Origin of the sequence: uncultured Aquimarina sp., assembly GCF_947492965.1 — a bacterium.
GTDB lineage: Bacteria > Bacteroidota > Bacteroidia > Flavobacteriales > Flavobacteriaceae > Aquimarina.
This window is the reverse complement of sequence record NZ_CANLOZ010000003.1, coordinates 156,199-181,906: the sequence shown is the minus strand read 5'-3', so window position 1 is coordinate 181,906 and position 25,708 is coordinate 156,199. Positions and strand designations below refer to the sequence as shown.

Annotated in this window: 19 protein-coding genes; 6 read left to right on the top strand and 13 right to left on the bottom strand. The window is 33.5% G+C overall.

The window, feature by feature from the left end; translation table 11 throughout:
• Positions 1-112 precede the first annotated feature (112 nt).
• From Q1B37_RS08915 to Q1B37_RS08900, 4 genes are all read left to right on the top strand, one after another.
• Entirely contained in the window at positions 113-3,988 is a 3,876-nt protein-coding gene (locus Q1B37_RS08915) for a carbohydrate-binding protein (RefSeq protein WP_299898013.1), read from the top strand.
• 495 nt (positions 3,989-4,483) lie between these two features.
• Complete coding sequence (locus Q1B37_RS08910; protein ID WP_299898010.1) at positions 4,484-7,078, top strand: carbohydrate-binding protein; 2,595 nt, start codon at positions 4,484-4,486, stop codon at positions 7,076-7,078.
• Between the two features lie 210 nt (positions 7,079-7,288).
• Entirely contained in the window at positions 7,289-8,293 is a 1,005-nt protein-coding gene (locus tag Q1B37_RS08905) for a sugar kinase (protein ID WP_299898007.1), read from the top strand.
• A gap of 2 nt (positions 8,294-8,295) precedes the next feature.
• Entirely contained in the window at positions 8,296-8,961 is a 666-nt protein-coding gene (locus tag Q1B37_RS08900; RefSeq protein WP_299898004.1) for a bifunctional 4-hydroxy-2-oxoglutarate aldolase/2-dehydro-3-deoxy-phosphogluconate aldolase, read from the top strand.
• Positions 8,962-9,008: 47 nt separating this feature from the next.
• Here Q1B37_RS08900 and Q1B37_RS08895 read toward each other — a convergent pair whose 3' ends face one another.
• The 6 genes from Q1B37_RS08895 to Q1B37_RS08870 form a co-directional block, all read right to left on the bottom strand.
• Entirely contained in the window at positions 9,009-10,022 is a 1,014-nt protein-coding gene (locus tag Q1B37_RS08895) for a DUF6588 family protein (protein ID WP_299898002.1), read from the bottom strand.
• Positions 10,023-10,181: 159 nt separating this feature from the next.
• Positions 10,182-10,316: a hypothetical protein gene (locus Q1B37_RS08890; protein ID WP_299605287.1), complete on the bottom strand. Its 135-nt coding sequence runs from the start codon at positions 10,314-10,316 to the stop codon at positions 10,182-10,184.
• Between the two features lie 31 nt (positions 10,317-10,347).
• A complete protein-coding gene (locus Q1B37_RS08885; protein WP_299605285.1) occupies positions 10,348-10,704 on the bottom strand; it encodes a hypothetical protein in 357 nt (118 codons plus the stop codon).
• A 364-nt stretch (positions 10,705-11,068) separates the two neighbouring features.
• Positions 11,069-11,623 carry a hypothetical protein gene (locus Q1B37_RS08880; protein WP_299898000.1) on the bottom strand — a complete coding sequence of 185 codons (555 nt, stop codon included), beginning with the start codon at positions 11,621-11,623 and terminating at the stop codon, positions 11,069-11,071.
• Positions 11,624-11,668: 45 nt separating this feature from the next.
• Positions 11,669-12,580: a mechanosensitive ion channel family protein gene (locus Q1B37_RS08875; protein WP_299897995.1), complete on the bottom strand. Its 912-nt coding sequence runs from the start codon at positions 12,578-12,580 to the stop codon at positions 11,669-11,671.
• Positions 12,581-12,585: 5 nt separating this feature from the next.
• Positions 12,586-13,095 carry a ferritin-like domain-containing protein gene (locus tag Q1B37_RS08870; protein ID WP_299897992.1) on the bottom strand — a complete coding sequence of 170 codons (510 nt, stop codon included), beginning with the start codon at positions 13,093-13,095 and terminating at the stop codon, positions 12,586-12,588.
• A gap of 531 nt (positions 13,096-13,626) precedes the next feature.
• Between Q1B37_RS08870 and Q1B37_RS08865 the strand changes: the two genes are divergently transcribed.
• Positions 13,627-14,148, top strand: coding sequence for a DUF3124 domain-containing protein (locus Q1B37_RS08865; protein ID WP_299897990.1), 522 nt, complete (start codon positions 13,627-13,629; stop codon positions 14,146-14,148).
• 64 nt (positions 14,149-14,212) lie between these two features.
• Here the strand turns inward: Q1B37_RS08865 and Q1B37_RS08860 are convergent, their stop codons facing one another.
• Positions 14,213-14,722, bottom strand: coding sequence for a mechanosensitive ion channel domain-containing protein (locus tag Q1B37_RS08860; protein ID WP_299897987.1), 510 nt, complete (start codon positions 14,720-14,722; stop codon positions 14,213-14,215).
• A gap of 208 nt (positions 14,723-14,930) precedes the next feature.
• On the opposite strand from Q1B37_RS08860, the gene Q1B37_RS08855 reads away from it, so the two are divergent.
• Positions 14,931-16,100 (top strand): cation:proton antiporter, encoded by a 1,170-nt coding sequence (locus tag Q1B37_RS08855; RefSeq protein ID WP_299897984.1) that lies wholly within the window; start codon positions 14,931-14,933, stop codon positions 16,098-16,100.
• Between the two features lie 14 nt (positions 16,101-16,114).
• Here the strand turns inward: Q1B37_RS08855 and corA are convergent, their stop codons facing one another.
• The 6 genes from corA to Q1B37_RS08825 all read right to left on the bottom strand — a co-directional run bounded on the left by corA (position 16,115) and on the right by Q1B37_RS08825 (position 25,427).
• Complete coding sequence (gene corA, locus Q1B37_RS08850; protein ID WP_299897981.1) at positions 16,115-17,182, bottom strand: magnesium/cobalt transporter CorA; 1,068 nt, start codon at positions 17,180-17,182, stop codon at positions 16,115-16,117.
• A gap of 153 nt (positions 17,183-17,335) precedes the next feature.
• On the bottom strand, positions 17,336-20,431 hold the full coding sequence (locus Q1B37_RS08845) for an FG-GAP-like repeat-containing protein (RefSeq protein ID WP_299897978.1): 3,096 nt from the start codon (positions 20,429-20,431) through the stop codon (positions 17,336-17,338).
• Between the two features lie 233 nt (positions 20,432-20,664).
• Positions 20,665-22,329: an alpha/beta fold hydrolase gene (locus Q1B37_RS08840; RefSeq protein WP_299897976.1), complete on the bottom strand. Its 1,665-nt coding sequence runs from the start codon at positions 22,327-22,329 to the stop codon at positions 20,665-20,667.
• A gap of 220 nt (positions 22,330-22,549) precedes the next feature.
• Positions 22,550-24,283: a tetratricopeptide repeat protein gene (locus Q1B37_RS08835; RefSeq protein WP_299897973.1), complete on the bottom strand. Its 1,734-nt coding sequence runs from the start codon at positions 24,281-24,283 to the stop codon at positions 22,550-22,552.
• Between the two features lie 183 nt (positions 24,284-24,466).
• The gene (locus tag Q1B37_RS08830) at positions 24,467-25,012 is read right to left on the bottom strand and encodes a hypothetical protein (RefSeq protein ID WP_299897970.1); all 546 of its coding nucleotides are present in this window, start codon (positions 25,010-25,012) and stop codon (positions 24,467-24,469) included.
• A 28-nt stretch (positions 25,013-25,040) separates the two neighbouring features.
• On the bottom strand, positions 25,041-25,427 hold the full coding sequence (locus tag Q1B37_RS08825; RefSeq protein WP_299897967.1) for a hypothetical protein: 387 nt from the start codon (positions 25,425-25,427) through the stop codon (positions 25,041-25,043).
• Positions 25,428-25,708 lie beyond the last annotated feature (281 nt).

Sequence of the window (25,708 nt, the reverse complement as noted above, 5' to 3'; positions counted from 1 at the left end):
TTTAAAAGTATATACACTTTTAACAGGGAGATCTATTGTCAAAAAAAACCGGCTGAGAATAAAACACCTCCGAACCACACACATATATTTTATAAACTCAATCTTATTAATCATGAAAAAAATCAATTTCATTATTGTAATGGGGCTTTTTATGCTATTTCCCGTAGCAAACAGGGCTCAAAACGTCGAAGTAGACGTAAATCTTAACATTAAACATTCGGTTGGAGGCATCTCCGATTTTGGGAGAGAAAGGCATATTACAAATCATGCTAGCATTTTTGAAGCTGACTATGAAGGTGAAATAAACCGTGTAGATGAATTATTAAATGAATTAGATGTAGCCTTAGGAAGAGATAATGGAACATCTTCTTTTCTTTTTCAATTTACCCCAGTAGATGAAGAAAGACCCAATAAACACGATCGCGATAGTTTAAGTGTTTTATTAGACTTCTGGCAGGAAGAATATCAAAGACGCTTGGAAGATCGTGGATTAACATCCTTCAAAGGAAATACCACATCCATCATGGGAACCAACCCTCATCCTACGTATCCAACCTTATCCTATTTTGATAATGGAATATGTGGTTCTAATTGGGGTAGAGAAAATGGTCAAACTTGGATACCGCAAGATATTGAAACTTCCGCGGAATGGATGGTTCAATTCATGGATGAATTTTTTGTTGATAATATTAGTCAAGATGGTATTGTAATGCCCGAATATTGGGAGGTTATTAATGAGCCAGATTTCCCTTTAAATACAGGACAATTTATGATGTCTAGTTGGGAAGACATATTCGAGTATCATAATCTCGTTGCCAAAGGTGTGAAGGAAAAACTAGGTAGCAGAGCACCAAAAATTGGTGGAATGACTTGGGGACTTCATGATTTATTTAATGGTGATGGGTTTTCTAGATTCCAAAGCGTAGATTATGTAAATGGTTTTTATGGTAATACTCCAGGGGATGAAATAGCAAAAGCCTATGCCAGAAGTCAAGTAGATAAACCTTCTTTTTTTATCGACAGAAATAAACCATGGTATCAGTGGGATGTAATGTGGAAAGGATTTATCGATATAGCAGGTGAGAATATGGACTTTTATTCTGTTCATTTTTATGATTGGCCAACATATGACGCCACAGGAGGAACTACCAGAAGTGGTGGTCATGTAGAAGCAACACTAGAAATGCTGGAATCTTACGATATCAATAAATTTGGAACACGAAAGCCTGTCATTATTTCAGAGTATGGAGCGGTACAAAATGCCTGGGATGATAGACCCCATGACAGAAGATATGACTGGGAGAACTTAAAACCGTTTTCTAACATGTTGATGCAATTTTTGGAAAGACCAGATTATATAGAGTTATCTATGCCTTTTACTTTAACCAAAGCAACATTCAGAGATGTAGATAGTAATGGAGATGGTATTCCCGAAATTGTATATCACTACAAAATGCTTAGAGATGACGATGGTGATGGTAACTGGGAATGGAGCGATATGATCAAATGGTATCGATTATGGGATGACGTTGATGGAACAAGGGTTGATACTATGTCTTCTGATCCAGATATACAAGTGGATTGTTACATTAATGGAAAAGAAGTTTTTCTTATTCTAAATAATCTTGAAGATGAAGACACTAATATTAACCTTAACTTCTTTGAGGATTTTAATAATCAGGCAGAAAGTGTTCGTATAAAACAGTTATTCTTACAAGGAGTTAGAGATGTTACTTTATCAGACGATACAACTACAGACATTCCTTCAACAGTTACTCTCAGAGCAGATGCAACAATGGTTTTAAAATATACATTTGCAGATGAAGTGAATATTAATGAGTCCTCTACAGAAAAAAAATTCTATGGAGCTTCAGTTAGTAATGATCAAAGAGTAGAGATCCAAAGTGGAGATAATACTTTTTTCGTAAATGGCGTACAGGTACCTCAAAACCCTGATAATACAGAAGCAATGTTAAAGGTTACTGTAAATCTTTTTGATGCTCCTGATAATGTAGAAAATGGATTTTTATCTATAAATAAATTAGTCTTTAATGGTGTAGAAGTTGAAACTCCAATTGACTGGAGAGGTGGACAGCAAAATAGAAGTAGGTGGTTTGGAGCTTTGGAAATTCCAGTTCCAGCAAATCTGCTAAGACAAAATAACACCATTACCCTAGATTTTCAACATGTAGGAGAAGTTTGTGTTGTAAACCTCCTTACTTGGGAATTTACCAAAAAACCTGGAAGATCAGATGAAGGACCAGGAAGTCCTGATCCTGTAGCAGTTACTAGTGTTACTGTTTCACCGACATCTATAACCTTAGATCAAGGTAATACTACGACAATTACAGCAACAGTAACTCCTGCTAATGCTACTGATAAAACAGTTACTTGGTCTTCTAGTAATCCTTCGGTTGCTTCCGTTTCTAGCAATGGTGTGGTGACAGCCTTAGCAATGGGTTCTGCAATCATAACAGCAACTACAGTAGATGGTAACTTTACTGCTACTAGTACTATCACTGTTAATGACACCTCTATTCCTCCTTCTGGAGATCAGATCATTATTGAAGCTGAAGACTTTATCGCCACTGGTGGTACATTTAATGATGCATCTGCAGGTGGACCTGGACTTGGAGTAAATGCCACTACTAATAATATCAATTATGTAAATAGTGGAGATTATGCAGAATATTCCATTAACGTTGGAAATCCTGGTGCTTACAGAATCGATTATGAAATATCTACACCTTCTGATAATGCACAAATCCAACTACTCATTGATGGAACAGTAGTAGCTACAGATAATGTGCCTAATAATGGACAATGGGATGATTACAGCGTATTAGTATCATCTAGTACGATCTCTAATCTAACTGCTGGTGTACATACAGTTCGTGTAGTAGCATCTGGATCCAATCCGTGGCAATGGAACTTAGATAGAATTACACTGACTAGAATAACAGGAAACACACAAGTAGATGGAGGAACTATAACGGGTGGTCCTTTTGTATTTACTGTAGGCGACGGAATTGAGGATAATGTATCTGGAATTACACTTACAGGAAATTCAGGAACTAATTCACAATGGGTGGTAACCGATGACCAACAAAATATATTAGGACTACCTCCTACTCCTGAAGCTGTAAACTTCGATGAAGCTGGAGATGGATCTTGTTTTATCTATCACCTAAGCTATGAAAATGGAATTAATGGATTAAGTGCTGGAGCTAATCTATCTGGACTTTCTGGAAACTTCGACCTTTCTAACAGTATAGAAGTGATCAGAAACTCAGTAGCATCTCCTAACGCATCCTTGATCATAGAAGCTGAAGATTTTATAGCTACTGGGGGTACTTTTGATGATGCTTTTGCTGGAGGACCAGGTTTAGGAGTGAACAGAACCTCTTCTAATATTAATTATGTAAATAACGGTGACTGGGCAGAATATACCATTAATGTTACAACAGCTGCAACGTATAATATCGAATATTTGATCTCCACGCCTTCCAGTGGAGCACAAATTCAATTATTAGTAGATGGAACTCTTGCCGCTACATCAAATGTACCTTCCAATGGAGCCTGGGATAACTTTACTTCTCTTGTGGATGGAACAGTAACTTTAGCAACAGGAACACATACCATTAGAATACAAGCATCAAGTAATACAACATGGCAGTGGAATCTGGATAAAATTATATTATCTACTGATAATGCTAATCGCATTAATCCTGATACTACAACCAAGCCCATAGCACCAAAGGTATACCTATTCCCTAACCCCGCTACTGGTAGTGTATTTATCCAAGGATTATCTCAGGAAAAACAACACAACATCAGAATTTATGATATCAAAGGAGCTACTTATGTAGACCAAAAATTAAACGAAAATCATATCATAAATATACAAAGTTTACCTCAAGGTATTTATTTCTTAACCGTAGTAAATCCTACAGATGGAAACAGAACACTAAAACTGATCAAAAAGTAAAATCCAAACTACCGATTGAAATGTAAATACTATTTCAATCGGTAGTTTTAAATGATATTTTTTTTGCTTCGTACATAAGAAAATTACAAGGTGATTTTACAAATACAAGAATGACCATTTTATATCTAGTTTTATTTAGTTTCTAACGGATTTTGTTCAGTTTTTGTCTATCTCTTTTAACATGGATTGACAAGGGTTTCTTTTATTCTTGTAGTGATATTTTATACTGAAAAAACCCTTTGTTAAAATTAAATTTTCAATGATAGGGATAGCTATAAATTATCTAGCAAGTCAGTGATTTTTTTCCTACACTTTCCCACCCACTTTTAGGTAATTATAAATCACAAATATTAATGTAGAACCAAATTTTGGATAAATTCCAAGCTGGATTGTGGTACGTTTTAACCAAATCCTCTAAAGTTTATTTCAAAAAGATTTCTACGAACCTAAATATCATTTAAAACCTATTAACTAAACAGTAATTTATTGTAAACCATGAACTTTCTAACACACTTTACAAATAACTCATTTGTAAAAAATCAAACTCAACTATTATTTTTATTCTTTTTATGTACTATTTCTTCCATCGCACAGGATTGGAATGGGATACCTGTACCTGCCAATGCAGGACAAGGAAATGTTTGGGAGCTTCAGCCAGCTCCGTCAGATGATTTTAATTATACCTTTAACGAAACCAATCAATTATCCAACTTTGGGAATAACAAATGGTATAACTTTTATCATAATGGCTGGGATGGTCCAGGTACCACCTACTGGAAATATAATCATGTATCCGTGGATGGTAATGATTTAATACTAAGGGCATCTCGTTGGAATCGCACTGGCGGTGACCTTCCTATTACAGGGCTTCCTGATAAAATGGGACGCCCTAATGACGGAGTAAGTTCAGGATGTATCACGGGTAATACACGTGTTAAATTTCCAGTTTTTGTAGAAGCAAGTGTAAGTGTTGCCGATATTGTACTGGCATCTGATGTTTGGCTTTTAAGCCCTGATGATACACAGGAAATCGATATCATCGAATGCTACGGAGGTGATGAGCAAGGAAATGAATTCTTCTCCGAATTTATTCATCTAAGTCATCATTCGTTTATTCGAAATCCATTTACAGATTATCAACCAAGAGACTTTAATAGTTGGTGGAGTCAATCAGATGTTTCTGTTTGGGGAGAGCACCACTGGAATAATGGAAACAGAAGATATGTTCGCATTGGTGTGAATTGGATAAGTCCATTTCATTTTGAGTATTATATAGACGGTAACCTAGTACGTGTACTATATGATAAAGCAGTTGCTACTAATAGAAATGGCACCTGGACATATGCATACCCAACGATGACAAATGGCCAGCTGGATTTTGATGCTACAGGCTTCCAACAAATGACGGAATTTGCAACAGGAACTTCTTATTCTTTTCAAACTCTACAACAAGCCAGTAATACATCTTCTGTAAGTATTATTGACCCATTTAATTTTCAAGGAGGTAATGGATTTACCAAAGAAATGGATATTATTATCAATGTAGAATCCCAAGACTGGCATGTATTAGCCAATCGTACACCTACTGATGCAGATCTAAGTGACCCTGCTAAAAACACCATGAAAGTAGATTGGATACGCGTATATAAACCCGTTGGAGGAGGTACAAATGTACCTGTAACTGGAGTAAATGTAACACCTGCCAATCTTACGCTGGTAGCTGGAACTACAGGAAATTTAACTGGAGCAGTAACCCCTGCAAATGCAACTACTAAAACCATGACATTTACCTCTAGTAATACGTCTGTGGCAACGGTAACACAAAGCGGTGTTGTTACAGCAGTTTCCGCTGGTATGGCAACCATTACTGTAAATACAACCGATGGTAATTTTACAGATACTGCTACCATAACTGTAACAGAAGGTTCTACCGGAGATGGACAAACACCATTTGGCGGTAGCCCTCATCCTATACCAGGAACTATCAACTCCGTTGATTTTGACAATGGAGGTCAAGGAATAGCATATAATGATTCAGGATCTGGTAATAACGGAACCGGACCAAGACAGAATACTGATGTAGATACCGAGTTTAGAACTCCTGCTGGTAATATCGGATGGATTTCTAATGGAGAATGGTTAGAATATACTGTTAATGTAGCTACCGCAGGAACTTACACTATTGATGCTCAAGTAGCTTCTATAAATAATAATGGAGCCTTTCATATAGAATTTAATGGTAATGATGTTACTGGACTACAATCTGTAGGTTCAACTGGAAATTGGGGCTCTTTTGTAAACAAAACAATATCAAATGTATCTCTTCCTGCCGGTCAACAGATAATGAGAGTATTTATGGACCGTGGACGTTTTAATTTAGGATCCATGAATTTTACAGCTACTGGTGGTGGCACTAGTAATTTAATCATAGAAGCAGAAGATTTTACTGGTACTGGTGGAACCTATGACGATACTTCTGTAGGTGGTCCAGGATTAGGAGTTAATAGAAGAGCTACTACCATCAATTATGTTAATAATGGTGATTGGGCAGAGTATGCCGTTACTATTCCTACTACAGGATTCTACAATATTGAATATCTGATTTCCACACCATCCAACGGAGCACAAATTCAGTTATTGGCAGATAATGTTCTGGCATCTACCACTAATGTTCCTAACAATGGATCTTGGGAAAGCTATGAATCATTAAATGGTGGTGTTGTAAATCTTACAGCAGGACAACACACTATAAGAATATTAGCGTCAAGCAATACTCCTTGGCAATGGAATTTAGACAAAATCATACTTACTAGAGATGTTAATAGAAGCAATGATGAAGAACTAACCAAAGAATTTGATAGCCTTGAAATGTATCCAAACCCATCATCGGGAGAAGTATTTCTAGATGGTTTAGATGCTGAATTAGAATATCACATTCGTATATATGATATCAAAGGAACCACACATATGAATACACCTTTGAATCAAAATCATACTATTAATATTGAGAATTTATCTAAAGGAATCTATTTCTTATCTATAAAGCATCCTAGAAAAGAGACTAAAACACTAAGATTGATTAGAAACTAATTAACTTCTAATATACCAAAATTTGCCTCAATCCCGTTTCGATGATAAAGTTGTATAACAACATCGAAACGGGTTTTTATTTTAAAATAACTGTATTTTTTACATTTAAAAAATGTAATTTTGAAATCATTAAAAGTAAGTCAACATTTTGTTCTTAATGACCTTATTATTTTATTATAAAATTACATTGAGAACAACAAAACCTTGCAGATGAAAAAAGTTGTAACCTTTGGTGAGATCATTATGAGGATTTCACCTCCTGGCAATAAAAAACTCATCCAATCGAATCAATTGGAATATTATTTTGGTGGAACAGAGGTAAATGTAGCCATATCCCTTTCGCAATTAGGAAATGAAGTAGATCATGTTTCTGCAGTCTCTAATGACTTTCTCGGAAAAGCAGCCACAAGTTATTTGAATACTTATGGAGTTGACACTAAATTTGTGCAGACCTCAGAAGCCCCTTTAGGTTTATATTTTCTTGAAGTAGGTGCTGTTATGCGACCAAGTACTATAAGTTATCATAGATCGCATTCTGCATTTTCCAAAATTAATTCTTCAGATCTCGACTGGGAACAAATTTTAGAGCACTGTAACTGGTTCCATTGGACAGGAATAACACCAGCATTATCGGAAGAAGCTTATATAGGATTAAAAAATGCGCTTTTAGTAGCCAAGAAAAAAAATATTCCTGTTTCTGCGGATCCTGCGTACAGGAAAAACCTTTGGAATTATGGAATTGATGCCAGAGCAGCACTATCTGAATTATCAGGTTTATCAACGATTTTTATCGGTGGTCCGAATGAGATCAATGAATTATTAGGTACTAATTTTACTAATGATACAGATGATTTTATCAAAAGTTGTAAGTATCTACAAGAGCAGTTTCCCTACATAGAAAAAGTTTTTGATAAAACAAGAGTATCCTTAAACGCCAATTGGCATAAGATTAAATCTCGAATGTGGGATGGAAACACTTTTCATGAAACAGAAGAATTAGAAATTACTCATATTATTGACCGAATAGGAACTGGAGATGCCTTTGCCTCTGGGTTGATTCATGGACTATTACATTATGATGATCAGAAAGCATTACAATTTGCCAATGCATCCTGTGCATTAAAACATACCATCGAAGGAGATGCTAACTTGGTAAACGAAGAGGAAATAGCATCCGTAATAGAAGGAAATCTAACAGGAAGAATAAAAAGATAAACATGGCTAAATATACTAGAATAGAAGTTGCACAAATAATGGGAAGTACTAAGATTGTTCCTTTATTTTATCACGAAGATATTACGATAGCAAAAAAAATATTAAAAGCTTGTTATGATGGTGGTGCTAGAGTATTTGAATTTACCAATAGAGGAGATCATGCTCATGAAGTTTTTTCCGAATTAGTAAAATGGGTAAACCAAGAATTACCTGGTATGATATTAGGCATTGGATCTGTAGTGGATGTAGGTACAGCTTCTATTTTTATCCAAAATGGCGCTAATTTTATCGTTTCTCCTGTACTAAATCCTGATATGGCTAAAGTATGTAATAGAAGAAAAGTTGCCTGGTTACCTGGATGTGGAACATTGAGTGAAATTAATTATGCAGAAGAATTAGGAGCTGAAATTGTAAAAATATTTCCAGCTGGTCAAATTGGTGGTCCTGATTTTATTAAATCGGTAAAAGCACCTTGTCCTTGGACACTTATCATGCCTAGCGGTGGTGTTACTCCAGAAGAAGATAACTTAAAAAAATGGTTTTCTTCTGGTGCTTATTGTGTGGGATTAGGTTCTAAATTAATATTTAAAAACGATGCTGGTGATTTCGACTACGAAGCGATCACAGCCACCACGAAAAAATCTATTGCTATAGCTTCTAAGTTTTAATAGATTTCTTGATAATCGTAAAACAATTTATATGATGATCTCTGCAATTAAAATCCAAAATTGAGTCCTAGAGATGCTCCACTATATTCGGCTATGTTATACTCTAGATTTGCTTTAAAAAATCCAAGAGAAACCTTTGCTCCTATCGTACCTCTTACACCAGATACTTTACTCTCTATCGAAAAAGGATCTGTAATCTCTTCGGATGATATAACACCGGATTGTACTCTGTAGACTCCTTTTAAATCAGTATTAGAAGTTCCCGAGATATAACCAATTCCGCCATAGACATTAAAAACAGGTAATTTTGTTGATCCAATCAACTGAAATAATAGCGTATTGGTATCATTTTCGAAACGTTGATTTTCACCATCTACAATACTCGTATCTGTAAAATCATAACTCCCGTCTAAGTGCGTGTAGGCTATTAACCCAGCAATTGCCACTGGAAATAATTTCTCAGCTGGTAACCAAGATGTAAATTCATGTTGTACACCTATTCCATAAAATCCAACCTTTGCATCACTTGTATTAATTTGCGGAAAAAAGCGTGCTTTTATTTCGGTTCCTTTTAACGGGCTAAAACTTGCTTGTAAAAATGCCGTCGGTACAAAATTGATATTAGACTCTCCCAAACCAGTTGGTAATTCAAATTCAGCATCTTGTGGAGGTAATCCTGGTATAGTACTTTCTCCTTCAACAAAAACAACAACTCCTTCAATATCTCCAAAAGCGGTTGCTACTTCTTGTTGCGTACTCCCATCTCTAAACTGAAGATTTTCATACTGCGAGGTATCAAGAATAAAAGACTTATTATCACTTCCTACGAAAGAAGCATTAGCAATAAGAGAAATTTCAAATCTAAATTTCTTTTTGGATTTTGCGCTATTAAACCAACCTTGATTCATACTATAAATTAATCCATCTGAAGCTGGGCGTAAGTAATCTGTTGCAAAACGTTGGGCATCATTTACTCCGGCAGCCAATAAATCATCAATATTCTGTTGTCCAAAAGTGTAAGAGAGATTAAACACTAGGATAAGAAGTAGTAATTTTTTCATAAGACTTTGGTTTTTAGGGAATTTTTTATCTACTACAAGATAACTTTTTATTAAAACAAATTCGATTTTTTGCATCATCTTTATTTAAACCAAAAAAAAAACGTCCCTGCAATTTATTTGCAGAAATCGTTTTTTTATGATTAGAAAACTCTTGTTTCCTTATAAAGCTGAGTTTGTGCTTACAACTTCCCAGTAAGACATTTCTGAGAAATCCGTACACTTTCTTTTTTCATTTTGTTTTTTCCAATAGTCGATAGCTGTTTTTATTTTTTTTGAGTTTTCTGTTTTTTCCAAAATATAAATGGTTTTGTTTATGTGGTTTTTATTATAGTGAATATACCATCGCGTTGATGTTATATCTTTTTATTAATCTTTCTGCATGTGCTTTATGTCCTTTGGGAGCTAACAAATGTAATTTTCCTCTTTTTACACCTGCGATAAAACTTAGTACTTTCCATTTTACAACTTGCTTTTTAGTATCCATATTTTTTAACGCTATTTCTATAAAGTGTTTAGCGCCTCCATGGGTTACAAAAGATATATCTGCTCTGATTTTTTCCTTTGAAGATTTACTAATAAAAGCTTTTGGATCTTCATAATCTTCTGCTATAGAATTTACAGATACTGTTGATCGTTTTTCGACCCAGGATAATGCTTTTTTCAAATATTTGTCTTTTCTCATATCGTTTAGCTATATATAGCTTTTTTAGGTTTCATATTATGTTTTATTTTATTTTGGAGTTTTCTTAAAAAACCTTTGCTTCCAAAATATTTTTTTCTCAGCCCAGGTCTTTGTATTTGGTCTTTATGTTTCATAGTTCAAAAATTAAATGAGTATTATTGTTAGTTTCAATTCATTATCGATGAATAGCATTGCTGCTGGCAGCGGGTAATTCTTTCACAAACTTCATCACGCTATTCATTAATATTCTTAAGTATCTATAATATATTGTCATAGTATTTTCTTTAATGTGATTATATTTTTGAAACTGGTAAAGAAGTTGATTTCTCAACCTCTCTCCAGTGTATATTATTTTAGATCTGGCTTATTTTAATTCGTCATAAGTTTCTACACTTATTAAATGTCTATCTCCATTTGCAAAGGTGAGTTGGTATAACCCTTCATCATTCAATAAATCAGTATCAAGCATTTTTCCATTTTCGATTTTATCAATCCCTTTTATGCTATTTTCTTCATCATCTGCCGATACAGCCAACCCTTTACTGGTAAGATCAAAATCATATAATTCTTTTTCTCCTCGTCTATAAAATAATGAGATCATTTTGTCATAAGACTCATCGCTATCGTTATCTAACATAATTACTTTTGTAACCTTATGTGGTATATCCGATCTATCCTGATTTAATTTATATCTATCTTCTTGATCCAAAACAATAGGTTGCTCTGCAGACTCTGTCTCGAATTGCTTAAAAGTAATTTCTTGCCCATCTTTAATCACTTTGTTCTCTTTTTTTATAGTCTCTATCAATACATTTTTATTCTCCTGAGCGAATGCACTGATTAAAGCAAATGTGAATAGAAATACTGAGGTCAAGGTTAGTATGATATATATTTTGTTTTCTTTATTATTTGTTTTCATATGTCTCAATTTTGTATTTGTAATTATTTTTTCAATTCGTATTCTTTAATTTATTCCAAGGGTTTCTAATTGTTTTAATTCACTGGTTAGGTGCTTTTCATTTACATGTAGTGTTCGGATAGGAAATGGAATATTTACCCCATTCTTATCAAAAGCTTTTTTAAGCTGAATAATCGCCTTACTTTTTGCCCTTAATCTGTCTAAACCACTCATTCCTTCAACCCAAAACCTACATAAGAAATTAATAGAACTGTCCTCAAATCCTGTGTAATAGAATTCTATCTGTTTATTAATTTTTTCTTGGTCAAATAAGTTCGAAATTGTTTCGATAGTAAGCTTTTGAACGGCTTCCAAATCAGATTTATAATCAATACCGCATTCTAAAGAAATTCTCATTTCCTTGGTTAATGAGAAGTTTTTAAACGGATTCTCAATAATTTGTTTATTAGGAATGACAACTGTATTGTTATCTACCTCCTTTAAAACAAAATAGTTTAAATTAATATCTAATACTTCGCCAGAAAAACCATTAGTTTCGATCCAATTACCAACCTGAATATTATTTCTAAAAGACAAAACAATTCCGGATATAGTATTAGACAATGTGCCTTGTAATGCTAGTCCAATCACTAAACCTGAAACTCCAGCACCTGCTAATAGACTTGTTAATACTTGCCCTAGATTTAAGGCTGCTAATGCTAGAAACAATCCTCCTAAAACAACTATAATTGAAGCTCCTCTGGCAATAAGTTTTGTTATAGATGTTTGTCTTACTCTTTTATAAATTAACTTTAGCGTTACGTTATAAATTAATCTAGAAACTAAATAGGAGGCTATTAAGACCACTATCGCAACCCCGATATTAGGAAGGTTTGCTAACAGCGTTTCCCACCAACTATGTAATTTTTCTGTAACAGTTTCTAATGATTCCGGAACTTCATTTTGTAATAAGAACATAACTATTACTTATTAAAATTTAGAGAAACTGTTTCCAAGTGCATTTTTGGTCTCTTACTCCAGGTTGCTAGAGTTACGCTAGATTTTTTTATTTCATTTATATATGATTGGATCAAGTCCTTGGTTTCTTCATCTCCTGTTATTGTCGTATTATTTCTGATACTTTTCATCCGATCCAATAAGACAGCATGATCTCTTATAATCTCTTTTATCATTTCCTCATCTGTTTGAGGAAGTAAGCCTCTTTCTATCGAAGTAATTTTCTTTAATTCTCTATATCCAGAAATAGGCTCGTCTTGTATATCTGTTATTCTTTCTGCCAAACTATCAATGTTAGTCTTAGCATTGGTATATAATTGTTCAAATCTATCATGTAATTCATTTTGCTTAATGCTACCTATATATCGATGAAAATTTCTTATTTTCTGATAATACATTTGAAAATCAGCAAGCAGTGCGTTACACTCCCAAATAGTAGAAATTCTCAAATTATTATTTATAATTAAATGATTCATTTTTTAAGTTTTGATTTAGTAAATGATATGTATTGCATCAACAGTTAAAAACTAGTTACAGAAAGTAACAGAAAAGAAAATGTTTTTTTAATCGGGATGCTGATTATAAAACAATACACTTGTAATATAGGGCTCAGTAGAATTTTGTCAAGGCATTTAACGGGCTTTAACTTCAGTTAAGAATCTTTAACATAAGTATTTCTAAAATTACCTCTTATATGTTAATAAAAGCTTAATTCATTTAACACTAAAAAATATGTTTTTACCCAAAAACAAGATAAAAAATAGCCAAAACCATCATTTTTCAATCAAAAAACATCATTTTTTAATCAAAAATTCAAATTTTTTAAAAAAATGAAATACAATAAAAACATCATGTTTTTTATTAAAAAAATCATAACTATCATTTTTCAACATATTTGAAGTCACTAGAAAAACTGAGTTATTTTGTATACAACCTCCAATATAATTTCGGATATTGCTTACGCAAATAGTTATGATCTATTTGTATAATCTTTATAAATCAGAATCATGAGGTATTTACAGCGTTTGATGTATTTTTTAATATATATTGTTTTATGGTCTTGTGTGGAAAAAAATCCCAATAAAGAAGTAGAGCAAGGAATTCTGAAAGAAAACAAAATGCCCTTATCAGAAGACGGTTTTAATTATCCTATTAAAAAGGAAGTATATGTTCCTATTTACTCTGATATTTATAATAAAACCAAAGACTTTAGATTTCAACTAACTGCTACTTTAAGCATAAGAAATACAAGTCCGAGAGATTCTGTGTTTATTAAAAATGTTGACTATTATAACACTTCTGGAGATTTTGTTAGAGGTTATATACAACAACCCATTTTTCTGAAACCACTAGAATCTATAGAATATGTGATAGAAGAAGAGGATACTACTGGAGGTAGTGGTGCAAACTTTCTAATTACCTGGGGTTCTAACACAAATATTAAACCATTATTTCAAGGAGTGATGGTAGGTGTCTCTGGTCAACAGGGTTTCAGTTTTACCACTGAAGGTATTACCGTTTCTGAATAGAAGCTTTATTTTCCAGAACATACCGAATGATTAAAAATTAAGACAATCAACCCAAGAACTACTTTTATTCTTTGTCTTTTTTTCTTTCAACAATTTCAATCCCTTTTTGAATTACCAGAGAATTAGGAAGTGTAATATTTTTACCATCATCAGTTCTTATGAACAAATAAAACCCAGTAATATCTACTAGCTCGCCTGTCCAATCAAAATCTTTATCTAAAACCCGAATCTTATCACCAATTCTAACCGGATGACTAAAAAACAAAATAACACTGGCAGTTAAACTGGAAAGTAAAGACCACTGAGCAAAAAAACCAATACCTAATACCGCAAGTACCGAAGAAATAAAAACTATGAACTGTCTGTAGTCTACACCCCAAATTACAGCAAGTATCGAAATAGCTATACCATAAATAAAGAGATAACTAAGATTTAAGATGATTTTTCTACGGTTGATTTCGATAGATCGGATAAAACTAAATCTTCTGAGAGCCCTCTTAGTTAATATGATTATCCCAGTCATGGTTATAACTAATATGACTGTAAAAAGAATTTCTTTCTGATGATTAAACATGTGACTACTATTTTTACAGATTAAACAGTGTAATCTTGATATATCAATTTTCTAAAAACCCAAAAAATGCATGAGTTTAAAACTTGAAAAAACTGACTTTTAAACTTCATACAAAGTTAAATTGTTTTTAATGATTTATCTGATTGATTTCATATTTTAAAAACATTTTAAAAGTATATTTGAAAGAAATCCTGTTTACTAAAAGCATATGTTGTTTATAGCTTCCTTAGATCCGATAATTATACTAATTGCAATTTTTGCTATTTTAATTATTGGTATCAGTATCATCCTCAAAAAATTAAACCAAACCTATATCATAGGTTACATTCTTGTAGGCGTTATTTTAGGAGAGCACGGAATGAACTTAGTTCAGGATAAAGAATCGATTCACCTTCTCGGAGAACTAGGTATCATTTTATTATTGTTTTTTATAGGCATGGAAATCAACCTTATTGATTTCATAAAACAGTGGAAACTTGCCGCAATAGGTACTATTTCGCAGATTGGACTTAGTGTAGCCATGGTATTGCTGATAGGATATTATTATGATTGGAGTTTTGCCAGATCAGTTGTACTTGGATTTGTTATTGCATTAAGTAGTTCTGCAGTTGTGATCAAGTTACTTCAGGATAAGAAATTAATAGATACTAAAGTTGGCAAAAATGTCCTCAGCATTCTACTAGCTCAGGATGTTGCTTTGGTTCCTTTGCTTCTAATTATTTCTCAATTAGGTGGCAAAACAGAATCTATAGAACACATACTTCTTATGATCTTAGGAGCAATCCTTATCGTTGGCATTTTGGTTTATATTTATATAAAGAAAACCATTACACTGCCCTTTTTCTCCAAAAAAATAGAACGTGACCATGAGTTACAAGTTTTTATGGCCATATTTTTGTGCTTTGGAGGAGCGCTATTCACCTTGGTGTTTGGGTTGTCGGCTGCTTTAGGAGCTTTTATTGGGGGAATTATAATGAACTCGGCAAAAGAAACCGATTGGATTCATGATACGCTCCATTCGTTCCGAATACTATTTGTCTCTTTCTTTTTTATTAGCGTAGGACTGCAATTAGACCTTTCATTCATCTATAAAAATTTGTGGTCTATATCTATTGCAATTTTAGTTGTCTACTTAACCAATCATTTTCTAAATTCAGTTATTCTACGGTTTTTTTCCTGTAATTGGAAAGAAGCATTGTTAGGCGGTGCTCTTCTTGCACAAATCGGTGAACTGAGCTTTTTATTAAGTTCAACAGCATTTAGCTTAAATATTATAGAAGACTTTGGTTATAATTTTACCATTAGCCTTATTTCATTAACTCTGGTTATCAGTCCTTTTTGGATAGGTATTACAGAAAAGCTTACAGGAAAAAAGTGATTTTCACACGATCGTTACAACCATTTTTTACGTTTAAAATACATCAGTAGGGCTATAAAAATTAGTAACAGAACTGCCCAAAAAACATAGTATCCATATTTGAATTTGAGTTCAGGAATGTTTTCAAAATTCATCCCGTAAATTCCCGCTAAAAACGTTAATGGAATAAAAATCGTAGCAATAATCGTGAGCACTTTCATGACCTCATTCATTTTGTTACTGATCGTTGTCATATACATATCCATTAAACTCCAAGTCATCTCCCTGTAGATTTCTACATTTTCAGAAACTTGTATGATATGATCGTATAAATCTCTGAGATATAAACGCGTTTTTTTAATCACGAGTTTATGTTCGTTTTTTTCTAGTTTATTTACTACTTCTCTTAATGGAAATACGGCTCTTCTTATTTTTAGGATTTCTCGTTTAAGACCTTGTATTTCGAACGTAATGGCGTCGGTAGATGTATTTTCGAATAACATATCCTCTAATTCTTCAATCTTATCTCCAACTACTTCTATTAAATTGAAATAATTGTCTACAATAGCATCCATTAGCGTATACAACAGGTAATCTGCTCCCATTGTCCGAATCCTACCTTTATTATTTCGTATTCGATTTCGAATGGAATCAAAAACATCTCCATCAGATTCTTGAAAAGACAAGACATAACCATCGCCTAAAACTAAACTAACATGCTCTATACATAACTCATGCTCTTCATTGAAATACAACATCTTCAATACCACAAAAAGATAATTATCATATTCATCAATCTTGGGTCGTTGATGCGTATTTACAATGTCTTCCATTATTAATGGATGAAGATTGCAATAAGCTCCAAGTTTTTCGATAGTCTGGGTATGACCAAGACCATTAATATTTAACCAGGTGATCGGTTTAGAATCTATATATTGATAGGCATCATCAATGCTATGTAATTCATGTTCTTCCATAAAACTCTCATCATAATCAAAGAGTTCTATACTAACATCTGTAGTATTTTTTTTTCCTACATAAACTACGGTACCAGGAACTAAGCCTAATGATTTCTTAAAGGAAGACTGTTGTATCTCTTGCATTCTTTTTAATTAAGAAGTACAAATTATCACATTTTTTTGTCTCCTCAAAACATTGTAAAATATAGAAAGTAATCTCTTAATTAAGCGAACTAATAGAATATACAAACATCATATTGATTTAATAAACCCAACCACGATCTACTGTAAAACACTTTATTTCTTCACAAACTGAACTCCTTCTAAACTATCATCAATTTTTACAAAATAGGTTCCTCTACTTAGATCTCTGATATCAATTGTATGATTCTCACTTTTAATAAGTGTATCTTTAACAAGTTTACCTGCAAAATCAAAAATCAGTACTTTATGCTTTCCAGATTTCACCCCTAAAAGTTGAATTTCTTCATAAGAAGGATTCGGTGAAATACTGAATGGTTGCTCATATTTTGTAGTATCGATTTTTGATTTCGAACCATTTGGCACAGTCACATTATCCTGAATACAAATTGAAATGTTTTGCTGCCATCCTGTTCCTTCTGGTCTTATAGCTCCTCGTAAAGAATATGTTGTTCCTGAAACAGGAGCATTTGGTACGGTAATCGTAACATTTGCAATACCAGATCCTGCAGACACGGTAGTTTTTCCTACTCCAAGCCAATTGGTATTCCATAAAGCAACGATTACATCTCGATTAGTGTTTGCAGCGTAGTAAATCGGAACCGTAATACTTGTATTCGAGTTGATTTTAACAGGTAACACAGAACAATCCACAAGTTCAGTTCCGTTAGCAACAGCAATATTTTCATTTGTACATAATGTTATACTTTGTTGCCAAGGAGCATCAACAGATCGAATAGAAGTTCTAAATTCGTATGTTGTACCTGCTACTGGAGTACTTGAAAAATTCATCACTACATTAGCAACTCCAGAGCCTTTGTTAACTGTAACTTTACCTGTACCTGCCCAAGTATTATTAACATAAGCTAAAACCACAATATCTCTAGTTTGATTTGCCGTGTATCGCACTGGAACTACAATGGATTGTTTTGCAGGAATCATACTCGGTATCAAATCACATGTTGCTTTTTCTTCTTCTGTTATATTACCATCTGTGCTCAAAACTTGATTAACTGATTCATTTGTGAATGTTTTAGTTTCACCATTGCGCCACCTTACTGTTACTTCTTGAATTTGAGCATCATTACCCAAACCAAAATGAACCATATTGAGTAAACTTTGAGAGTGTGCGGAGCCTGAAGAACCAACCCGCTTAAACAATGTTTTTGTATTGGTTTTTACAGTTATTTCTGCAGAAATTGGATCAATATTCGAATTAGGAGAATACCCTACGTTTACTATCACGTAATTATTAGCATCTGTTCTTTGGTTTGAATACAGATGCCAAGTCCCACGTTCATCACTTCCGTCCAAAATATCTACATCTCCATCAAGATCGTAGTCAAAAGCCTGACTTTGATCTCCATGACTGCTTTCACCTGCATCATCAGCTCCATGAGAAGTAGTCACCTCAAACTTACCATTACCAGTATTTAACAACATATAATCCGAAACTCTTTCGTTCAATAGTGGATATCGATTTACAAAGATATCTGCAAACCCATCATTATTAAAATCACCAGTTGTAACACCCCAACTGTTTCCTCCTAAAGGAACATTCCAATCATTAGCAACATTTACAAATTTGTTTCCTTCATTTTTAAGTAATATATCATATACATTTTTGTTGTTGGGTGTAAAACCTGGAGTTGCCGAGCTAATACCTTCAAGAGTCCATGATATCGACCAGTACAGTACACCTGTTCTAACGGATTCTAGTTTCCAGTTTCCATTACCTGTATGACCGATATATATCCCATTTTGATTTCTTGCCGATGGCCAACCTTGTGCTTGGTTTTGCTTGATAATACGTTCTCCTGTAATTTGAGTTAGATCAACTGGTGTTTTTGCACTACCTAAGAATATTGGATAATCTCCATTATAAGTACTTCTAAAAACAGCTTCAAAACCTTTTAAGGTAAAATCTCCTACTGCTGTAAAATCAATCAGAGATCTCCCTTCATCTCCTCGGTCTTTGACGTGCATAATCTGAGTGACCGGATTATAGTCAATTGCCTTATCTGCTACTTGCGTATAAGTTTTTCCGCGAGAGATATAAATATCCAAATCTCCATCATTATCCATATCAAAGTCAGCCATTGCGAGCATACTAGGAAGTCCTTGTACTCCTGCTGGTATCCATTGAGAGGTTACATTTGTGAATGTGAAATCTCCATTCCCTTTCCATACAGATATTGGAAAGAAAACAATAAAATCATCTATATGATCACCATCAATATCTGTAAGCAAAAATCGATCTCCGGCCGCATTTTCAAAATTTGGAACCCGTATAGTTTCAAAACGTCCATTTCCATTATTTCTATAGATCACATGTTTTCCTCCATTAGGATTATTCCATTGTGCATTCAACAAAACTAAATCCAAATCATTATCCGAATCAAAATCTCCCCAGACTGCTGATCTTCCTCTAGCGCCTTCAGTGATGCCTACCTGATCATTCCCCAAAGTTAGTGTTCCGTTATTGTTAATATAAAAATCTGGTGTATTTGGACTAGTTCCATTTCCTCCTCCACGTGTTGCTACCAAATCTAAATCTCCATCATTATCAAAATCTGCTGCAGAAGATCCGTGTAAATCCTGTAATCGCCATCTTGCCAAATTAAAAGAGCGATCAAAAACTCCATTACCATCGTTCCAAACTAACTTGCTCGGATTATTAGGGTCATTATGATTATTAAAAATCATATCATAATCTCCATCATTATCCATATCCGCTATGGTAGGACCTGCATATTTTAGAGCAGGACCTGTGGTAATTCCAGCAGATTGGGTTACATCTGTAAATAATGGATATTGAATAGAGATATCCTGAAAATTCAATTGGTTAATAGTAACATTACCTGATCGGGTTGCAATAGTGAGCGTTATTTGTCCACTTTGGGGAAATCGCACGATAGCATTTAGCGAATGGGTCCCACTAGAAATGATATCAATATTATCCAAAATAACCTTGCCATCAGCCAAAATACTAAGGTTTGCATAATTAAAAGTAGTAGACACGTTAATGGTTACTTTTTTTTCTAATGAACCAGAAACAGTATAGTTCAAATTTAAGGGAGATAACTGATTTAAAAAGGTGGGATTATTGATTTGAGATAAAACACCATTAATAACAATGATAGATAATAAAACAAATAGTTTTAGTTGTCTGTGTTTAGCGCTGTTTTTCATGAAATATGAGTTAAGTTGAGTTAGTCTAATTTTTTAAAAAACGCTACCGAATTTAGTTATAATTCGTATCTCAGCACTATGTTTTTACTGCACAAAAACTAGACAGAAACTCATTTTTCACCCATTTTTAATCGTGTGCCAACACAGATTATGGTATTAATCTGAAAGAAATATGGGAAAACCTTTTGCGGACACTTTTGATAGGAAATTTATAAATATATCCTTCCTATTTTTTAGTTTATAAAATCAGAAGGACTGATTTCAAATTCTTTTTTAAAGCATTTCGAGAAATAAGAAGGACTCGAAAAACCTGTCTGAAAAGCTATTTCTGCAATCGTACTCTGTTTACTCATTAATAATTCTTTGGCTTTATGCAATCGAATAGAAGATATCAATTGATTTGGAGACTTATTGGTAATGGCTTTGAGCTTTCTTTGTAGTTGTCGTTCACTAACTCCTATCTCTCTACACAGTATTGTAACTCCGTAAAAATCATTGCTTAAGTGATTATTAATATTTTGAATAACCCGTTGTAAAAATGAATCCTTGTATGGGTCTTTAACTTTAGGAATATGAGAGACAATTTTTTCAGACTTCTGCTTTTTCGAGGCAGTATATAAAAGTATAGAAGTACCTAAGTCGGTTTTAAAGACTGCCTTTTGCGGAGTGATATTAATATTTACACCGATAAGTAGATTCTTTACGGTTTCTGTTAATATGATTTGATTTGGGATTGCTTGATTCGCTACAAGGGCAACAAAATCTTCAGTTTCTTCACAAATACAATCTACTACAGAACATTCTCTAATGTCAATTCCTATCGAAATCTGAGCATTAAAACTTTGCACTGCTTCTACCAGCTCAGTACTACAATGTACTGCCTTGCTAGGTCCTTCAAAGGTAATGGTAAAAGAGTTTTTAGTATCGATTACCAAATTTCCTTTATACGTATTTGCCAATTTCTTAACCAAATTTCTCACCGAATATTGATATGCTTCTGCAGCTTTTAAATGTCCAACCATAAAGGTGTACAACTTTCTTTCATATACTGGTTCAGAAGTTACTTTAATACTATCAACAAAAGACTTTATTTCTTCTAAAACTTCAAACGTATTTCCTGCCCAAAACAAATGGTCATCTCCTTCTAGCTCCACCAATCTCGAATCTGGAATTCGATCTGCAATAAATCTTCCTTCTTCTATTTTTACATCGATATCACCGACTCTCTGAAGTAATAATGTTGGTACTTTTATGGAACCTAAAATATTAACAATGTCTACTTGGGTATTCATTTTGGTCAATATCATGGCAGCTCTAGGACTGGCTCCAGATCTAAAGTAGTTTGCCAACCACTCCATGAACACCTTATCCTTAGCTTTTGATGGTGCCAACGATTCTAGATTCATAGCACCGCTCCCCCAATTGTTTTCGATCATGTCATACACTTCCTGACGCTCCTGATCGGTTGGCGCCCAAGGATAGTCATCAGCATATCTTCTCTTTGCAAAAATTCCAAAAGCAATTAATGAAATAACACGATCTGGATACGTAGCACTAAACAATGCCGAAACACTTCCTCCTTCTGAATGTCCAAATAATATAGCTTTTTCGGATCCTGCTGCATCCATAACAGCAGTAATATCTTCCATTCGTTCTTCTAATGTTGCAAATTCTACAACTCTATCGGATAAACCTGTTCCTCTTTTGTCGAAAAGAATCACTCTGGCAAATTTTCCTAATTCTTCGAAAAAACTAACCAATTCCGGACAAGACCACATTAGATCTATATTAGAAACCCATCCTGGTATGTATACTAGGTCTACGGGTCCCGAACCGAATACCTGGTAAGCGATATTTACATCTCCACTCTTTGCATAAGCTGTCTTTGGTTTTGTCATTGTGATCGTTTTAAGAAGGTTAATAACTGTAGAAAAATCTACTTCTGTAAAACTATAAAACAACAACACGAAACCCACAATAACAGTAAGTACAAAGTGTATACGACCTGTATAAAACTGTTAAAAAAGCGTATACATTATGTAGACAACAAATATTTAATTATATGAATATCAGTTCTTTAAATATTAATATCAATAAAATTTCAGTGAACAATGATACTTAGGTGTTTTCCTTTTCTAGCTGTACCAAATAGGAGAAAATTTCTTGTTCTGGAGCTAGTTGTAGCTTTTTTCGAAGTCGATATCTTGCCGTTCTTGCACTATCTGGAGAGATCCCCAAAATACCAGCCATTTCTTTTACATTAAGATTCAACCGAATTAAAGAACATATTTTTAGATCGTTGGTACTTAGGTCTGGATGTTTTGATTTTAATGAAACATAGAAACCTTGATGGGCATCTTCAAAAAATCGACTAAAATCTTCCCAGTCCTTATCAATACTTATATTCTTTCGAACGATCTTATTTAGATCAGCAATTAATTTTGTTTTTTCTATTGAAGGAGATTTTTTAATTTTCTGTATAGTTTGCTGAATATTTTGTACAATTTCGTTTTTCTTAATAAAGTTTAAAGTATAGGTACTCAACTCTTTATTTTTAAACTCTAATTGTTGTTTTAATTCTTTTTGTTTTAGCTCTGAGTTTTCCAACTCCTTTTTTAATAGTTCTTTCTTGTTTACGGCTAATTGGCTACTCTTTTTTGCACGTTGTACAGAAATGATATAAATAAAACAACCACTAATAGTTATGATAATTACACTAAGCACCAAAATAAGCTGGATAATATCATCTTTCTTCTCCTGTGCTTTAAAAGACACTAATTCCTTATCTTTTTTTTCTAATTCATTCGCAAATTCTATATACGCTATCTGTTTAGATTTTTCTAAGTTGAAGAGCGAATCTCGTAGCACAATATACTTGTCATAGAAATAATAGGCTTCTTCGGGTTTAGACTGTAGCTTTTTAATCTCCTTTAATTCCTCATAAGCAAACAGTTCATATTTTTTAAGGTTGTTCTCTTTGGCTAACCTCAATCCCATACTAATTTCTTTTACTGCCTCATCTAATTTACCTGATAGTCTTAAGATTTTACCATGGAGAATTAGATTATTCGTTAGTCCATCTGTATCACTTACCTTACTGCCTAAATCTTTGGATCTGTTAATATGGTAATACGCTTGTTCAATTTCATTTTTATAGAGATACAGAATTCCTAGTTTGTTATGAGCTTCTGCGATACCATAAGTAAAGTTGGTATCAGTATGCATTTTTAATGCATCGGTAAGATATTTTAAGGCTTCTTCATATTTTCGTTGCTCTACCAACATGGTTCCTATTTTGGTAAAGGTGGTCGCTATTCTTCCTTTTAATCCTAAAGCAGTAAACTCATTAATAGCTCGCTCATAATATTGTTGAGCCTTTTTGTATTCTTTAAGATCGGCATACACCATTCCAATATTAAGTGTAGAATTGGCTATACCTTCTTTATCTTGCATACTTTCATAGGCTTTATAAGCATTGTTTAGAAATAGTAAAGCTTGCGTAAGATTCCCTTGTGCCCAATAGGCTACTCCTACTACTCGATTAGCCCTTGCTATTCCTTTTGGATAGGATAATTTTTCTGCCAGTTTTAATGCTTCAGAACCAAAATTTATGGACTCATTAGCATCCATAATCCAATATTCATATCCTATGGTGTTGAGAAGGTTTACCTTTATGGTATCTTCATCTGTATAGGCCTCCGCTAAATTCCGAAGGCTATCAATCTTTTTCGATTTTTGTGTAGCAAAAGTGAGATTGATGCAGAGGAAAAAGCCTAGAACAATAAAAAAGCTTTGGTTTTTACCAATAACATCGTACTTGGGTATATAAGATAGTACCTCAAAGAATCTCATCAAAAATCAGGGTTACAGGAATAATTGGTTTACAGTAAAAAACAAAGCTACTTATCATTTTCTTAATCCTATCGCTAAGAATTGTTAAAACCTGTCCTTCTAAACAGATTTTGACAACATCTCACTAAATTCCTATTTAATTTATGAAAAACACATCTTTGGTTCTAAAATATCCTCCTCGTTTTACAATGAAACTCCGATCAATACTCCAGCACCTACACCAGCAATCCCAATTAATATTTTCTCAAAAACACTCTTTCTTCGTTGTCGTTTTGCTGCCTTTTCTACCAATTCTAAACTGGTACTTGCTTTATCCAAACTATTAATCGTATACTCCAATGCTTTTTGCGTATGATCCAAAGTGTTTTGAGTTTTTTGATATACTAACAAATCCAAACTATCAGTCTTCGCAAAATTAAATCCTAATCGTCGCTCTAAATCCATATTTCTTCGCAAGGTTTGGGTATATTTTTCCACCAACTCTTTGGTCATTCTATCCTGATCAATCGTACTCTGATATACGTTCTTAATAGCCAAAAAAGACTTTTTATTCACTAAGAAAATATCAGCGGTTCCAAACCTATACAAACTATCTTTTTTAACGGTCAATGGTTCTCCAGAATGATCTGCATAAGCAGCCGGAATCTTGATAACCTGCAAAGAATCTGCTACCTGACTGAAAGCCTTTGGTATTACAAAAATGAAAATGAGTACGATTATTTTATTCATGATATATTAATTTTATAAGAAGTCCTTGTTACTGATTTAATCCGAATAATCCTTCTAATAGCACACGGTCTTTTGTCAACTGATTATTCGTTTGCTGAATAGAATCTTTGATGTTTTGTAATTCATTCCAATCCTTTGCGTTTTTCTTTTTAAAAGCAAATAATATAGAATCTCGCTGATGAATCAGTAAATCTTTTTGTGCCTTCATCTGTTTAAATTCTATTCTAGAATTTTTTAAAAGATTTTTTGTAATAGCCAGGGTATCTTTTGATATTTTCAACTCTTTATTTGCTTTCTCTAACTCTGAAGTAATTACTTTCCAATTTTCACTACTATTAAAAGTCATGTAACCAATAATGATCAAAAAGATCAATGCTACTATTTGAAGTACGGTACTAATATTTATGGATTTCATCTATCTTAGGTTTATTAACTTCCTTTTACTATTACAGCTACATTATCTAGCGCTAATGCTTTTTAGACACCTGCGGTGCTTTGCATTTACTCTTCAAAAGTATAAATACATTTTTGACGAATCTAGGACAAAAACGGATAATCTGTGTAAATTTCCGACGAAAAATAATGGTACAAACGTGAAATCTTAAGAGGGCGAGTACGATAGATGTAAGAAATCTAGAATTATGTGATTAACAAAGTGCTTTTGCACACATATCACAGTACTACTAAATGATATGA

Coding starts and splice junctions, on each gene's coding strand:
- Q1B37_RS08915 (WP_299898013.1), top strand. CDS start 113: ATGAAAAAAATCAATTTCATTATTGTAATGGGGCTTTTTATGCTATTT.
- Q1B37_RS08910 (WP_299898010.1), top strand. CDS start 4,484: ATGAACTTTCTAACACACTTTACAAATAACTCATTTGTAAAAAATCAA.
- Q1B37_RS08905 (WP_299898007.1), top strand. CDS start 7,289: ATGAAAAAAGTTGTAACCTTTGGTGAGATCATTATGAGGATTTCACCT.
- Q1B37_RS08900 (WP_299898004.1), top strand. CDS start 8,296: ATGGCTAAATATACTAGAATAGAAGTTGCACAAATAATGGGAAGTACT.
- Q1B37_RS08895 (WP_299898002.1), bottom strand. CDS start 10,022: ATGAAAAAATTACTACTTCTTATCCTAGTGTTTAATCTCTCTTACACT.
- Q1B37_RS08885 (WP_299605285.1), bottom strand. CDS start 10,704: ATGAGAAAAGACAAATATTTGAAAAAAGCATTATCCTGGGTCGAAAAA.
- Q1B37_RS08880 (WP_299898000.1), bottom strand. CDS start 11,623: ATGAAAACAAATAATAAAGAAAACAAAATATATATCATACTAACCTTG.
- Q1B37_RS08875 (WP_299897995.1), bottom strand. CDS start 12,580: ATGTTCTTATTACAAAATGAAGTTCCGGAATCATTAGAAACTGTTACA.
- Q1B37_RS08870 (WP_299897992.1), bottom strand. CDS start 13,095: ATGAATCATTTAATTATAAATAATAATTTGAGAATTTCTACTATTTGG.
- Q1B37_RS08865 (WP_299897990.1), top strand. CDS start 13,627: ATGAGGTATTTACAGCGTTTGATGTATTTTTTAATATATATTGTTTTA.
- Q1B37_RS08860 (WP_299897987.1), bottom strand. CDS start 14,722: ATGTTTAATCATCAGAAAGAAATTCTTTTTACAGTCATATTAGTTATA.
- Q1B37_RS08855 (WP_299897984.1), top strand. CDS start 14,931: ATGTTGTTTATAGCTTCCTTAGATCCGATAATTATACTAATTGCAATT.
- corA (WP_299897981.1), bottom strand. CDS start 17,182: ATGCAAGAGATACAACAGTCTTCCTTTAAGAAATCATTAGGCTTAGTT.
- Q1B37_RS08845 (WP_299897978.1), bottom strand. CDS start 20,431: ATGAAAAACAGCGCTAAACACAGACAACTAAAACTATTTGTTTTATTA.
- Q1B37_RS08840 (WP_299897976.1), bottom strand. CDS start 22,329: ATGACAAAACCAAAGACAGCTTATGCAAAGAGTGGAGATGTAAATATC.
- Q1B37_RS08835 (WP_299897973.1), bottom strand. CDS start 24,283: ATGAGATTCTTTGAGGTACTATCTTATATACCCAAGTACGATGTTATT.
- Q1B37_RS08830 (WP_299897970.1), bottom strand. CDS start 25,012: ATGAATAAAATAATCGTACTCATTTTCATTTTTGTAATACCAAAGGCT.
- Q1B37_RS08825 (WP_299897967.1), bottom strand. CDS start 25,427: ATGAAATCCATAAATATTAGTACCGTACTTCAAATAGTAGCATTGATC.